The organism is Pseudomonas sp. LAIL14HWK12:I10 (assembly GCF_900184205.1).
Lineage (GTDB): Bacteria > Pseudomonadota > Gammaproteobacteria > Pseudomonadales > Pseudomonadaceae > Aquipseudomonas > Aquipseudomonas kermanshahensis.
In genome coordinates this window covers 1-14,684 of sequence record NZ_FXWU01000002.1, presented here as the reverse complement: position 1 = coordinate 14,684, position 14,684 = coordinate 1, and the positions used below count along the sequence as shown (strand labels likewise).

Below are 14,684 nucleotides of genomic sequence, written 5' to 3'. Positions count from 1 at the left end.
TCTCAAAGGAGCCGCTGATGGCTGTCACCGAACTGCACCTGCAAGACCACCTGACCCGCCTGAGCCTGGCGCCGGACCTGGGCGCCAGCCTGATCAACTGGGAAGTGAAAGCGACCGGGCAGGCGCTGCTGCGCCACTCTGACCAAGACGCGCTGGCCAGCGGCACGCCGCGGCAACTGGCGTGCTACCCACTGGCGCCTTGGTCCAACCGGATTGCCCAAGGGGGTTTCGAGCGCCCCGAGGGTTGGCTGGCGTTGGCGCCCAACACCGCACACGACCCCTACCCGATTCATGGCACCGCCTGGCAGCAGGCCTGGCAGGTGGACCACCACAGTGAACGCCGTGCCCGGCTAACGCTCGACAGCCAGTTGCCCTTTGCCTACCGGGCGACGCTGGATGTGCACCTGCTCGACGGCTGCCTGAACCTCGACTTGCATGTGACCCACCTGGATGAAACGGCCACCTGGTATGGGCTGGGGCTGCATCCTTATTTCCCGCGCTATCCGGACACCCAGCTAAGCGCTATGGCGCAGCATGTGTGGCTGGCAGAAGAGGGGCGGCTGCCGTCGTACCCGGCTGAGCTGCCTGATGACTGGTGCTTCGACACCCCGGGCGGGTTGCCGACCAGGGTGGTCGATCATGCGTTCGGTGGTTGGCCTGGCAGCTGCGTGATCGCACAGCCCAGCGCAGGCTATGCCCTGGAATGCACGGCCAGTGGGTGTGAGCACTTTCTGTTGTTCTGCCCACCGGGCAAGGCGTTTTTCTGCTTCGAGCCGGTCAGCCACCCGATCAACGCGCATCACCTGCCTGGGCGGCCAGGGTTGCGGTTGTTGCAGCTGGGTGAGGCGATGAGCTTGGGGTTCAAGATGCAGTATCGGGCGCTGTAGGGGGTTGCCTGTATAGGGGTCGCTTTGCGCCCCATCGCTGGCAAGCCAGCTCCCACAGGTGCGGCGCTAGCCTTGGAGGCTACACCGTTCGGGTGGGAGCAACTGTCTTGTGGTGCTTGTTCCGGCCTCATCGCTGTGTGGCCAGCTGCCACAGGTGCGGCGCTTGCCTTGGAGGCTACACCGTTCGGGTGGGAGCAACTGTCTTGTGGTGCTTGTTCCGGCCTCATCGCTGGCAAGCCAGCTCCCACAGGTGCGGCGCTTGCCTTGGAGGCTACACAGTTCGGGTGGGAGCTGGCTTGCCGGCGATGGGCTGCAGAGCAGCCCCGCGATCTCAAGCTTTAAACCAGCACTTCGCCGGTGGCCACGCCCTGCCGCGCGACCGGCTCACCCCGTACCTCACGCGCAACCTTCCACACCAGCACCGCCGCAACGATGTCGAACGCTGCCAGCACCACGAACAGCGGGCTGTAGCCGATCTGCGTCACCAGGATGCCGAACACCAGGGTAAAAACCGCCGCGCCCAAGTACCCGCACATCCCGCCCATACCTGTCGCGGTGGCCACCTGGTCCTTGCTGAACGAGTCCGACGTAATCGAATACAGCGCCCCCGACAGCGTCTGGTGCGCAAAGCCACCCATGCACAGCAGCAAAATCGCGGTATATGGGCTTTCAACCAAGCCAATGCACGCTGGGCCGATCATGCAGCTGGCACCGAACACCAGCACCATCTTGCGCGAGGTGAACAACGACACCTTCAAGTGACGGTGGAACAGCGGGCTCAGGTAACCACCGAGCACACAGCCGATGTCGGCCGCCAGAAACGGCAGCCAGGCGAACATCGCCACTTCCTTGATGTTCATGTGCCGCTCGGTCATCAGGTACAGCGGGATCCAGGCATTGAAGGTTTGCCAGGCCGGCTCCGAGAGGATGCGCGCGGAGGCGATGGCGTAGAAGTTTCGAGTCTTGAAGATGCGTTTCCAGGCGCCCTTCTCGCGCTTCTCTTCCTTGAAGTGCGCTTCCTGGCCAGACAGGATGTAGTCACGCTCTTCGCTGCTCAAACGCTTCTGATCGCGAGGGTGTTTGTAGAACAGCATCCACAAAACCGTCCAGACGATGCCGGACACCCCGACCATCACAAAGGCCAGTTGCCAGCCGCTGTGCAGGATCGCCCACACTACCAGAGGCGGCGCCAGCAACGCACCCAGCGAGGAGCCGATGTTGAACCAGCCGATCGCCACCGACCGCTCTTTGGCCGGGAACCACTCAGTGGTGGCCTTGACCCCGGCAGGCAAGCCAGCTGCTTCGGTCATGCCCAACAGCCCGCGCATGAAGGCCATGCTTTGCCAGCCCGTGGCCAAAGCTGCGCCAGCACAAGCAACCGACCAGGCCATGGCGAACACGGCAAAACCGAGCTTGGTCCCGATGAAGTCGATAAACCAGCCGGCGATCGGCTGCATAAGGGCGTAGCACACCTGCCAGGCGGCGACGATCTTGGCGTATTGCTCGGTCGTGATGGAGAGGTCGGTCATCAAGGTGGGGGCAGCCACCGAGAGGGTATTGCGGGCGAGGTAGTTGACGACGAGCCCAGCCGTGACGAGGCTGACCATCCACCAACGGATGCCTTTGATCTTCATGGGTCACCTGAATCTTATTTTTAGAGGTGCGGGTGAGTGCCTCAACGCTGGCAGCGTTAATTGAGACAATTTGTTTCAGGCGCAAGATTGCCATGTCGTAGGTCGTCGTACAACATAAATTGTTAACGGATGTGTATCTTCAGGGGTGCTATTGCAGGGGGTTGTACGACCTCAATCCAGCCCTTGGGCTCGAAGCGCATGGGCTAGCATGTCGATGAAGGTCCTGACTTTGGCGGACCCGTACTTGCTCTCCCGGTGCAGCACATGGATCGGCCAGGGGGCTTCTTCGTACTCGGCCAGAATGACCTGCAACTGCCCGTTCGCTATCTCGTCTGCCACTTGGTATGACAGCAACCGTGCGATCCCCAGCCCGCCACTGGCTGCAGCAATCGCCCCATCATTGCTGGTCACCGTCAGTCGCGGCTTCATGCGGACCAGGGTCGGCTCATCCGTCACGCCGAAGCGCCAACCGGCCCGGGGCGACAAGTTGGTGGTGCCGATCACCGCATGGCCTGGCAAGTCCGATGGGTGTTGCGGCACGCCGTGGCGCGCCAGGTAGTCCGGCGAGGCGCAGAGCATGCGCCGCACCCTGCCCACCCGCAGCGCCTTCAGGCCGGAGTCTGGCAGCGGGCCGATGCGCACAGCCACGTCCATGCCCTCCTCGACCATGTTCACCACCCGGTCGAGGAAGTACGCAGACACGTCGACCTCGGGGTATTGCTGCAGGTAACGAACGATGCACGGCATGACGAACTTCTTGCCGAACAGGATCGGCGCGGTAACGGCCAAGTCCCCCTTGGGCGTGGCGTTGATACCGGCCGCGGCTTCATTGGCCTCGTGGATGCTGGCGAGAATATGCCGGGTGTCTTCCAGGTAGCGGCCACCCGCTTCGGTCAGGCGCACGCTGCGGGTGGTGCGCAGCAGCAGTTTGACCCCCAACTGGTCTTCCAGGGCACTGACGGCACGGGTCACTGCGGCGGGCGAGATGTCCAGCCGGCGGGCGGCAGCGGCGAAGCTTTCCAGCTCGCCGACTGCTACGAACACCTTCATCAGGTGAATCTGATCCATGCCGGCTCCTGGAATGTCGGGGGGTGTGGATTATCGATTATCTGCGGTTTTTTCGCTGCCCTGTGCGCAGGCCACAACAGTCAGCACTACAGTTCCAGCACCAAGGCCTGCGCGCCCTCCTCCACTTTAGCCGGCACGGCACAGCAGATCAGCGCCGTACCGCTTTCCGGCATCTCGGCAGGCGGGTTCGGGTAATGCACCTGCCCACTCACCACCTTGGTCTTGCAGGTGCCGCATGAACCACCCCGGCAGCTGAAATCCGGCGACAACCCACGCGCCTCGGCAAGTTCCAGCAAGGTACCGCTGCCCGGCGCCCAGCGTGCCTCCTTGGCCGAGCTGGCGAAGTACACCGGCACCGGTTCGCTGGCAGCCGGAGGTTGCTGCAGCACCGGCTGGTCGTCATCGGTGTGCCGCCTGAGCGTCGATGGCCCAAAGGCTTCGGCATGGATGCGTGCGTCGGGTACATGCACGGCACGCAGCCCTTCGTACAGGTCCTGGGTAAAACTCGCTGGGCCACACACATAGAAATCGTAGTCATCCAGCGCCAGCTGGGCTTTCACCTGCTCAATGCCCAGCCGGCCAGCATGCTCGTAGTCGCGCCCCCTGACCGCCTCGGCCTCAGGCTGGCTCAGGCAACGGTGCACACGCAACCATTCGCTCGCTTGCTGGCGCAGCGCCGCCAGTTCTTGCTGGAAGGGCAAGTCCGCCAGGCTTCGCGCACCGTGAAACAGGTGAATAGGCCGCGCCTGACGCCGGGCCAATTGTGCTCGTAGCATGGCGATCAATGGCGTGATACCCACGCCCGCGCCAATCAGTACAATCGGCCGTGCGCTTTGCTCATCCAGGGTAAAACTGCCCATGGGCAGGCGCACATCGAGCAGGTCCCCCACGGCAATGCGCTCATGCAGATAGCGCGATACCGGGCCCTGGGCCTTGACGCTGATGCGCAGGTAACCGTCCGACGGGGCGCTGGAAACGCTGTAGGTACGAATCAGCGGGGCATCGCTGCCCAGCGCGATACGCACAGGAATATGCTGCCCTGGCGCAAACTGCACGGGTGCATCTGCCGCCAGGTAGAACGAGCGAATATCACGGCTCTCCTGCTCTAGGCGCACCACCCGCCACGCCTGCCATTGACGCTGACGTTCACGCTGTTGCAGGCGTTCGCCGGCCTCGGCCCAGGTGCCGGTCATCAAGCTGGTCGGTGCGTATTCTTTAAAGGCCCAGCGCAGCGACACGGCTGCCGGGCGCCATACCACGTGCTCGACGTCCAGCGTCCACAGCCGCTCGGCGCCCTCGAACGCATTGATGGCAGGGCTCTCCAGTACCACTTCGGCATGCCCGCAAAGCTGCAGTACATTGCCGGTGGCGAAGTCGATGAACAGCAGCCCTGCCACCGGGTTCACCAACAGGTTGCCCAGCGTGTTGAAATGCAAATTGCCGGCGTAATCGGGAATGGTCAGGCGGTTGCCCTCGACCTTGACGAACCCAGGCCGACCGCCGCGGTGGGACACATCGACCGAACGCGGGCCATCGTCTTGCGCGACGTAGCTTGCAACAAAAAAGGTATCGGCCGCTTCGATCATGGCAACCGCGCGGGCATCCAGTGCAGTGGCATCGACGCGCCCTTTTGCCAGCTCATCGCTACGCGTGTACTCGCGCAGCTGGATGTACTGAGGGCAGTTGCCGAACGACTGCTCTACCGTCACTTCCAGTTGCCCGTTACGTGCCTGGCCGATCAGGCCGTTGATTCGGTTGCGCCGGCGCGTATGTAACTCGATGCCCAGCAGCCCAATTGCCTGCCCGCTCGCCAGCCCTGGTGTGGCGGGGTCATCCGCTTTCAGGTCCACGTTGATCAGCAACTGGCGTGGGTCGGGCGAGCTGACGAAGCCTTGCGGGCCTTCGAGGAAGGTCGCCCACGGCCTGCCGTGGGCATCCACACTGCCCGCCACCATGAACGGCAACTGCTGATAGAACGCGCGATGCTGGTCTGGCATGAAGTCGCGAATGACCTTCTGCCCGAACACCTCCATGCGCTCCGACACACCGACCTTTTCCTGCAGGATCTTCTCACCGCTGTGCCAAGGTGACGCGCGATGGCCTGGAAGCTGGTGCATGGTGGCATTCCTCGAAGGGGGTTGAGCTCAATCGCCGGCTTGCAGGCCCGTGGCGGTACGCGGCATCGGCACGAAACCTGGCAGCGCCTCGATCCGTGCCAGCCAGCTGCGCACGTTGGCGTACGGCTCCAGCGAGACATTGCCCTCTGGTGCGTGGGCGATGTAGGAGTAGTTGGCAACGTCGGCGATGGTGGGCTCACTGCCTGTCAGGAAGGGGGCCTTGGCCAGTTCGGCGTCGATCACCTTGAGCAGGGTGTGGGCACGGCCGATGACTTCATCGGTGTTGAACGCGGCGCCGAACACGGTCACCAGGCGAGCGGCAGCCGGGCCAAAGGCCAGTGGGCCTGCGGCGACCGACAGCCAGCGCTGCACGCGCGCTGCGGCTTCGGGCTCCTCGGGCAACCAGGTGCCGTTGTCGTATTTCTTGGCCAGGTACACCAGGATGGCGTTGGAATCGGCGATGACCGTGCCGTTGTCGTCGATGACCGGCACCTGCCCGAACGGGTTGAGGGCAAGGAACGCAGGCTGCTTGTGCTCACCTTTGGCCAGGTCGACGAAAACCAGCTCGGTCGGCAGGTTCAGCAACGAGAGCATCAGCTCGATACGGTGTGCGTGGCCAGACTTGGGGAAGTTGTAGAGTTTGATCTTGGTCGACATGGGCTTGGCTCCTGGTCAGCGCCGGAATGGGCTGGTGGAGGCCATGTTGGACCGATTCGACTGGCAGCAGAATCAGTGCTGGGGGGAAACCATAATTTCGCGTGGCGGAATAATGCTTGTAGAAGCGGCGCTAGGCCGCTTTTACAGTGCAGTGCACAGGCTGCATCTTCGGCTCAATGCCGCTGATTATGGAACTTGAACAACTGGCGTGCCGCCTCGATCACCTGAGGCACACAGGCTTGAATGTCCTCTTCACGCATTTGATCGAGCAACTCGAAGTTGTCCTCCAGCCCATGCAGGGAAATGGCCTTGAGCAGTTGATCCTGCTCAGGCGGCAACGCGTCCCAGCTGGCGACCTGGGTACCGCGCATATAGCCGAAGCACCACTCTTCCATGATGATCACAGCGCCATCGTCGGTTTCATTTTCCTCGAACAGCGGTTCGAACTGATCGATGTTGTCACCCAGTTCGTCCGCCACTTGGCTGGCGTAACGCAACATCAACGCCGTGTACGCCTCTTCATGCGCGGGCTTCTTGAATTTCGGCACTTTGCCACCCGCAACGGCTGGCAACCATTGTTCGGGGTGGACGGTGATGGGGGAACTGGCCAGGGCGGTAAAAAAACCATTGAGCTCGGCCAGGTTGAGTACCGAATAATCGTTGCCGTAGGTGATCAGCAGGTCTTCGAGGCGGTCGAGTTCTTTTTCGCTGAGCGCGGGGAGCATGGGGGTTGTCCTGAAAAGCAAAAGTGCAAGCACCCTAGCACAGCACGCACCAGAAGGCTGCCCGCAGCGACGAGGCTGCGGGCAGTTTCGCTAGCGTGGCAACCACGTGGGCAGCAGGGCCTGCCTGCCTGAGCCGATCAGCAGCCAGAGCAGGACTCGGCACTTGCGCGGGCAAAGTTGCCCAGCCATGTGCAGCCCTTTTTTCTGCAGGTCGATCTCGCCGCCGACAAACCCATAGGTCGCCAGCGCCGTAGGCCCCCTGCCTGTGCGGGTAGCCACGATCACTGGCAAGCCAGGCGTGAGCTGGCCCAGCATCTCGGACCAGGCGCCCGAGACGTGCCCGGCACCAAACCCCGCAATCACCAGCCCCTCGTAACCCAGCGCCGGCAAAGCCTGCAACAAGTCAGTGTCCGCATCCAGGCAGGCCTCCAACAGGGCAACGCGATGATCGAGACGATGCGGCAGTGGCAGTACCTCCCGTGGTGAAGGCTGGAGGTGATAGCGCGCAACACCTTCGACCACTTCGCCCACGGGGCCACTGCCTGTCGACTCAAAAGCGGACATCGCCAGGCTGGCGACCTTACGAACCTTCGCGGCGCTGTGGATCTGGTCGTTGATCACAACCAGCACGCCACGCCCCTTGCTGGCCTGGGCTAACGCCACTTGCGCGGCCGCCAGTAGATTGGCCGGCCCGTCACAGCCCGGTTGGCTGGCCGAACGCATGGCACCGGTCAGCACCAAGGGGGCATCGAATGGCCAGAGCAGGTCGAAGAAGTAAGCCGTCTCCTCTAGCGTATCGGTCCCTTGGGTGAGCATCACGGCCTGCGCACCGCGCGCTACCTGACCACGCGCCCACGCCAGTACTTCAAGCAGCGTCACAAACCCGAGCGAGGCGCTGGGCAGCATGCCCAGCGTCGCCACTTCGAGGTGCGCCATTTGCCTGAGCGCTGGCAGCAAGGACAGTTGCTTCTCACAATCGAGCGTTGGCGTTACCCCCCCTTCAACCGTATCGACCTGCATGCTGACGGTGCCGCCCAGGCTGGCGATCGACAGCCGAGGCAACTGTGAAGACTCAGTCATGCCGCACCTCCTATCAGCCCCACCAGCGGCACGATCGCCAATGTACTGAAGGCCATGGACAAGACATTGCCGATGTAGCCATGCATATAGCTTGGCAACCGGCCACTGATGGCCACCGCCAATGGCGGCGCTACCAGCGCACCCAGCACCGCGCTGGCTACCACAACCTGCCAGTCACCACCGTGAATCAGCACGGCAGCCGGAACGATCGACACAATGGGAATGTAAGTGGGATACCAGCCACGCGCCTGCCATTGACGACGCCACACCAGCACCCCCACCATTGACGCCAGCGCCTGGCCTGCCACCATCTGCACGACCAGTTGCGAACCGTAGGCCGGTGCAGCAGGCGCAATCACATAGGCCAACAGCAGGCCCAGCAACAACCCGAGGCTGGCAAGCTCATTGCCGAAAAATGGCGCTTCACTGAAGTCAGCCAACACACGTCGAAAGGTCCAGACCACACCGTAATCAGGTTGACGAGTGACGGGCTGCAACCCCGCGGGCCTTTTGCCTTGGTGCACCCATGACGGGAAACGCTTGCACAGCAGGAAAGCCACTACGCTCGCCACGGCCATGCCGCCAACGTTGCCGATGACCACCGGCAGCTGCAAAGGAATGCACAGGTAATTGACCAGGAGCAGGCTGGCAGGCGTTACCAGCAGCGCACCGAGTAGCGCCCCGGTAATCGTCACCTGCCAGCCTCCGCCAAACAGCAATACCATGGCAGCCGGCAGCGACACGAAAGCGACGAAGGTCGGTTGCCACCCTCCCCCAGCCAGCGTCCACCCCCACAAGACGTGGCTGAGCAACAGGCCGAGCAGCGAGCTGGTGAACACCCACGGCCACAGCCCAGTGCCATAACAAATGGCAAAGCCTTGCCAGCGGTAGCCACGAAGACCGGCCCAATGCGCCAGACAGGCCCCCAGCAGCAGGCCCAAAGCCGGCAACTCGTGCTTGTAGAAAGCGACTTCGCTGATGTCGCCGACTATCCAGCGCAAACGGCTCAAGGGTTGATCAAGGGTGGCGGTGAGCTGTGCGTAGTCCGGCCATTGGCCGAAAACCAGGCTAACCATCAGCAATACGGTCAGGCAGGCCAATATCACCAGCGGTGGCCTTTGCCTGTTCGGGATGCTTATCTCGTTCATGTTCTGCCTCCTCAGCGCGGCATCGGGGCATGCAGGCGATAACCGAGGGTGTGGTCATAAAGATCGGTACGCCGATCTCGCGGCAGATCATTGAGGCTGTTCCAGATCGGCGCAGACCGAGCCGCACTGAGGTCCACATCGGCATAGAGGATGCTTTCCTCTTCCGCGCTTGCCACTTCTCCGATCGGCCAGCCGTTGGTGCCGGCAATCAGCGAACAGCCCAGAAAACGACCGCCACGCTCGCTGCCAATTCGGTTAGCAGCGGCGATATAGACGTTGTTGACGTGCGCTGCGGTCATGGTCAGGTAAGAAGCCATGCAGCGCCCGGCCTCATCGAACAGCGGCGGCGGCGTCCACACCCAGTTGTTGAGGCTGCAGAGGATGTCGGCGCCTTGTGCAGCCATCAGCCGGGGGACTTCGGGGAACCAGATATCCCAGCAGATCAGCAGGCCGATACGCCCAATGGGGGTTTCGAACACCGGGAACCCGAGGTTACCGGGCGTGAACCACAGCTTCTCCTGGTTCCATAAGTGCGCTTTGCGGTAGTGCCCAAGCATTCCTTCCGGGCCGAAAAGTACGGCGCTGTCATACAGCTTCATCCCATCCCGTTCGGCGAACCCCGCCGCCAGATAGATGTGATGATCCCGCGCAAAGTCCGCCCAGGCTTGGACGCTGCGCCCGTCGTGCAGGGCCTGCGCATGGGCATAGGCTTCTGCCCGCGAGTGGAACGTATAACCGGAGTTGGCAAGCTCTGGCAGGACAATCAGGTTGGCACCTTCGCGCACGGCGCGCCGGGCCAATGCCAGGCCCCTGCTCACATTGCTATCACCGTGCTCGACCCCCACTTGAGGGTCATACTGGATGACTGCAATGCGCACGGGGCTGACAGGGGTGCAGTGTTCAGACATGGCGGCTTCCTTTTATGTTTGTTGTGGAAGGGCGCCAGTAAAGCGGGGTTGGGCCTGGGAGCGACAGTCAGGACGCTCCCACAAGATCGTAAGGAAAAGGAAGAATTTTTGAGGGAAGGGTCCTACATATTGATTGCCGACGCCCTGATTACCGCACTTGATAATGCGGGTAATGATCCAAGGTGAAGCCACCATTGAACGTGGCTTTCGTGCGATTGCAGAGGTTGATCACGGTATCGATTGCAGTGCGCAGGCACGGCTCGGTCCAACCCGCGTCAACAGAGAAGGACTCTCCCGCCAGATAGAGTCCGGAGGCAGCGCTGAGGTCGCGGTTGTATTTCATCAGGCTGACTGCGTCGTAATAGGTACCTGCCCTGTACAGCTTTGCGCAGCCGAGAGCATTTCTATCTGTCATCCAGCGCTGTATGCGGATGTTTCGAGTATCGATGTAAGGCGATATGGCTTCCCCCATATTGGTACAGCGCATCAGAATCCGGTCGAGTTCCTGGATGCATTTGTTGCCCAACGCCTGATCTGATATCGCCCCCAATTTAGTGGCGTCATCTTCCCAGGTATAACTGAGCAGAATGCAGTCATCGGAGTAGCTGTCGTTGTAGCGGTAGGCATAAACATCGTGCACGAAGCTGTCAGTGACGAGGATTTGAGGGATGGCCACTTTGCGGTCGAGAAAGCTTTTTTTGAGTGGTGCATAGACCTTGCAACTGGTTTCCCAGTGGGCATGCTTCCAGGCATCGATGATCCGTTGCGGCAGAATCTCTCGATTGAAGCCATTGATCTGTATCTGGGTTTCAATCAGCCATGAAGGCGTGGTGAGGATTACGCTGTCGAAATCCTCGTGCAAAACCTGGCTATGTGCCGGGTCACTGTGCTGCCAGCGATACTCCACCCGGACACGCCCATCAGACCGCTTGTGCAATGCACAGACTGAACTGTCGGTCAGCAGACCGTCGTCTCGTTGAATGAAGTGATCATAGAGCGATGTGCCTTGCATCCCAACGTCCATGAACAGCAGACAATCATCCATCGCCGCAAGGCCCAAATAGGCAGGCGCCTGAAACATGAGCCCTTTGCTATCGGGTAACTGGCCCGCTCCCAAATACGGTGCGACGTAGGGTATGCCGCCCTCATCAACACGCCCATGCACCAACTGCAAATGGCTGCTGAAGCCAAAGATCGCAGTACGCAGCGGGTACAAGCAGCAGACGTCATAGAATGCGCCCCAGCTGCCATCTCCAATGCCGATTGCATAGAAAATTGCCGACTCATCGCTGTTCATCCCCAACCCGCCGAAGTCTCCGGGGTTTTCAGCGCTCCAGGCGTCAAGGGCAGGCAACTGCACCAGGTCCCGGAAAGACAAGCGGTGATAACGTTCGACGATTGCCGACCACATCGCCTCCCAACCCCCCGTCCCATAATGAGCAGCGACCCGCTCGGCGAAATGCTCCGCAAAGCGCCGCCATTTGTTGTAGACATTCTGCAGCGTGAGGGTGGGAGGTGGTGTGTCTCCCTCCGGGTTAAGCCAAATCAGCAGCGTTGGATCCCCCTTCCCATCCAGCTGACCCTCTCGCAGATAAATACCGGTGGCATTCACCCAGGGCGTACCGGGATTGGGAAAGTCAGTCAGGCGCAGCTCGAACAAACTGGCGTAATAGGCCATAAGCGAGCGACCGTCCTTGGGTGGCTCTCCTGTCCTATTGAACAACGGCATACGCATAGCCCCCATTTCGAATGGGGTGGTGGGGTGCTTGTGATCCCCAAGCGTGTTCACCACAGTCAAATGACGCCCGCCCACACGCTTCGATTGCTCAATCAGGGTGATATGGGTAAAACCGCAACGCAACAGCTCCCGTGCGGCGGTCAACCCCGTTACACCAGCACCGATAATGCATATTCGGTGATGCGGCTGAGTAGCACGGGCTATACCTCCCGCTTGCTCGAGCAACCGGCGGTAATCAAAACAGAGATCGGGTGGATTGGGGTAGCGTGCAGCCCATGGCTGGGCTGGGGATGACGGCTCAACGGCCAAGTGTGCGGGGTGGTTGTGAGTCGATCCGATCGTCATGTTCTCGTGTTCGCCAAGGGTTGGGGAACCTGAGAATGGAGAATCGTAGAGTTACAGGCGCGGTGTTTATTTAATACCACTTGGTGTCTGGCGCAAAGCATTCGCGGGGGCGTGCCTACTCCCAAGGTAAGCACAGTCCTCAGGAACTGTGCAGTACTTGTGGGAGCGGGCTTGCCCCGCGAATAGGCCGTTAAGCCTTATACCGCCAGCGCGCGCTCACGCAGCTCGCTGTTGAGGATGCGGTCGTTCTCGCTGTAGTCGACCGGGCAGTCGATCACGTGTACGCCAGGGGTGTTGATGCAATGCTCGAGCAGCGGCAGCAAGCCTTCGGCGCTTTCCACGCGGTGGCCATTGGCACCGTAGGCTTCGGCGTATTTGACGAAGTCCGGGTTGCCGTAGTCCAGGCCAAAATCGGTGAAGCCCATGTTGGCCTGCTTCCAGCGGATCATACCGTAGCCGTCATCACGCAAGATCACCACGGTGACGTGCATGCCCAGACGAACTGCGGTTTCCAGCTCTTGGCTGTTCATCATGAAGCCGCCGTCGCCACATACCGAGATTACCGGGCGGTCCGGGTACACCAGGTGCGCTGCCATCGCCGACGGCAGGCCGGCGCCCATGGTCGCCAGGGCGTTGTCGAGCAGCACGGTGTTCGGCTTGTGGGCCTTGTAGTTACGGGCGAACCAGATCTTGTAGATGCCGTTGTCGAGGGCAACGATACCTTCAGACGGCAGCACGCGACGGATGTCAGCGACCAGGCGCTGCGGGTAGACCGGGAAGCGGTCGTCGTCGGCGCCTTCGGCGATTTGCGCTTCGTTGGCTTCACGGATGGCCATGAGGCGGGTGAAGTCCCAGTGCGAAGTGTCGCCCAGGCCTTCAGCGATTTGCCAGACGGCGTTGGCGATGTCGCCGATCACTTCGACCTGCGGGAAGTACACGGCATCGACTTCGGCGGAGCGGAAGCTGATGTGGATGACTTCGGTGCCGCCACGGACCATGAAGAACGGCGGCTTCTCGATCACATCGTGGCCGATGTTGATGATCAGGTCGGCCGCTTCGATTGCGCGGTGGACGAAGTCACCGGACGACAGCGCGGCGTTGCCCAGGAAGCGCGGGCTGCGCTCGTCGACCACACCCTTGCCCAACTGGGTGGTAACAAACGGAATGCCGGTCTTGTCGATCAGCTGCTTGAGGACCTTGGCGGTCATCTTGCGGTTGGCGCCGGCACCGATCACCAGGATCGGGCTGCGAGCGGTGCGCAGTTTTTCGATGGCGGCTTCGATGGCCACGTGCTCGGCCAGCGGGCGGCGGTGCAGGCTGCGCGGGATCGGCATGGCATCGGTCTGCTCGGCAGCGATGTCTTCCGGCAGTTCCAGGTGCACGGCGCCTGGTTTTTCTTCTTCAGCCAGACGGAACGCTTCACGCATGCGCGAAGGAATGTTGTCGGCCGAGGCGAACTGATGGGTGTACTTGGTGATGGGGGCCATCATGCCGCACACATCGATGATCTGGAAGCGGCCCTGTTTGGACTTCTTGATCGGCTTTTGGCCGGTGATCATCATCATCGGCATACCGCCGAGGTAGGCGTATGCACTGGCGGTGACCAGGTTGGTCGCGCCAGGGCCGAGGGTCGACAGGCTGACGCCGGTCTTGCCGGTCAGGCGGCCATAGGTGGCGGCCATGAAGCCCGCAGATTGTTCGTGGCGGGTCAGGACCAGTTTGATCTTCGACTTGCGCAGGGATTCCAGCAGGTCGAGGTTTTCCTCACCAGGGATGCCGAACACATACTCGACACCTTCATTTTCCAGGCATTGCACAACGACATCGGCGGCCTTAGCCATCTTGCTCTCTACCTCAAGTGATAGGACGGTGAAAGTCCATAAATGCGCAGCACGGCACGCTGGCATCGCTCTATTCGGGCGCGAGGGTGCCCCGAACCTAAGTCTTGACGCAGGTTAGGCAGGGCAAAGTCACGTGCGCGAACAGGATTAATTGTCGCACCCTTGAGCGCGTTTGAAGAGGTACAGGACGGACAAAACATCTTTGCCTGGAGACAGCGGATCTGCGGTTATAAACAGCAGAAAGACAAAACCCCTACCTGCTCGCGCAGATAGGGGTTTTGCGAAATGAATCTTGACGATGACCTACTCTCACATGGGGAAACCCCACACTACCATCGGCGATGCATCGTTTCACTACTGAGTTCGGGATGGGATCAGGTGGTTCCAATGCTCTATGGTCGTCAAGAAATTCTGTAGCCAGAATGTCCATATGGACAGCCCAGCGAATTCGGATATGCGATTTTGTGGTTACGAACTTTCGGTTGTTTCGTCTTCACCACCGCAATTCGCGCTAGCAAATTGCTTGGGTGTTATAT

General features: G+C 61.1%; 11 protein-coding genes and 1 rRNA gene. 1 reads left to right on the top strand and 11 read right to left on the bottom strand.

What is annotated here, in order from left to right; genetic code table 11:
• Window positions 1-17 precede the first annotated feature (17 nt).
• Window positions 18-887: an aldose 1-epimerase gene (locus QOS90_RS04060; protein WP_085272379.1), complete on the top strand. Its 870-nt coding sequence runs from the start codon at window positions 18-20 to the stop codon at window positions 885-887.
• 338 nt (window positions 888-1,225) lie between these two features.
• Here QOS90_RS04060 and QOS90_RS04055 read toward each other — a convergent pair whose 3' ends face one another.
• From QOS90_RS04055 to rrf, 11 genes are all read right to left on the bottom strand, one after another.
• Window positions 1,226-2,521, bottom strand: coding sequence for an MFS transporter (locus tag QOS90_RS04055; protein WP_033694215.1), 1,296 nt, complete (start codon window positions 2,519-2,521; stop codon window positions 1,226-1,228).
• A 171-nt stretch (window positions 2,522-2,692) separates the two neighbouring features.
• Window positions 2,693-3,589: a LysR family transcriptional regulator gene (locus QOS90_RS04050; RefSeq protein ID WP_027594711.1), complete on the bottom strand. Its 897-nt coding sequence runs from the start codon at window positions 3,587-3,589 to the stop codon at window positions 2,693-2,695.
• A gap of 86 nt (window positions 3,590-3,675) precedes the next feature.
• A complete protein-coding gene (locus tag QOS90_RS04045; RefSeq protein ID WP_085272378.1) occupies window positions 3,676-5,706 on the bottom strand; it encodes a pyridoxamine 5'-phosphate oxidase family protein in 2,031 nt (676 codons plus the stop codon).
• Window positions 5,707-5,733: 27 nt separating this feature from the next.
• Window positions 5,734-6,363, bottom strand: coding sequence for a glutathione S-transferase family protein (locus QOS90_RS04040; protein ID WP_085272377.1), 630 nt, complete (start codon window positions 6,361-6,363; stop codon window positions 5,734-5,736).
• Between the two features lie 173 nt (window positions 6,364-6,536).
• Window positions 6,537-7,088, bottom strand: coding sequence for a UPF0149 family protein (locus QOS90_RS04035; protein ID WP_027594714.1), 552 nt, complete (start codon window positions 7,086-7,088; stop codon window positions 6,537-6,539).
• A 90-nt stretch (window positions 7,089-7,178) separates the two neighbouring features.
• Window positions 7,179-8,168 (bottom strand): asparaginase, encoded by a 990-nt coding sequence (locus tag QOS90_RS04030; protein ID WP_085272376.1) that lies wholly within the window; start codon window positions 8,166-8,168, stop codon window positions 7,179-7,181.
• On the bottom strand, window positions 8,165-9,316 hold the full coding sequence (locus QOS90_RS04025) for a hypothetical protein (RefSeq protein WP_027594716.1): 1,152 nt from the start codon (window positions 9,314-9,316) through the stop codon (window positions 8,165-8,167). The genes QOS90_RS04030 and QOS90_RS04025 overlap by 4 nt, the downstream gene beginning before the upstream one ends.
• A gap of 11 nt (window positions 9,317-9,327) precedes the next feature.
• A complete protein-coding gene (locus QOS90_RS04020) occupies window positions 9,328-10,224 on the bottom strand; it encodes a nitrilase family protein (protein ID WP_027594717.1) in 897 nt (298 codons plus the stop codon).
• 148 nt (window positions 10,225-10,372) lie between these two features.
• Window positions 10,373-12,307 carry a flavin monoamine oxidase family protein gene (locus tag QOS90_RS04015; protein WP_027594718.1) on the bottom strand — a complete coding sequence of 645 codons (1,935 nt, stop codon included), beginning with the start codon at window positions 12,305-12,307 and terminating at the stop codon, window positions 10,373-10,375.
• A 197-nt stretch (window positions 12,308-12,504) separates the two neighbouring features.
• Window positions 12,505-14,148 carry an acetolactate synthase large subunit gene (locus tag QOS90_RS04010; RefSeq protein ID WP_027594719.1) on the bottom strand — a complete coding sequence of 548 codons (1,644 nt, stop codon included), beginning with the start codon at window positions 14,146-14,148 and terminating at the stop codon, window positions 12,505-12,507.
• A gap of 290 nt (window positions 14,149-14,438) precedes the next feature.
• Window positions 14,439-14,554: ribosomal RNA gene (rrf, locus tag QOS90_RS04005) — 5S ribosomal RNA — on the bottom strand.
• Window positions 14,555-14,684: the final 130 nt, after the last annotated feature.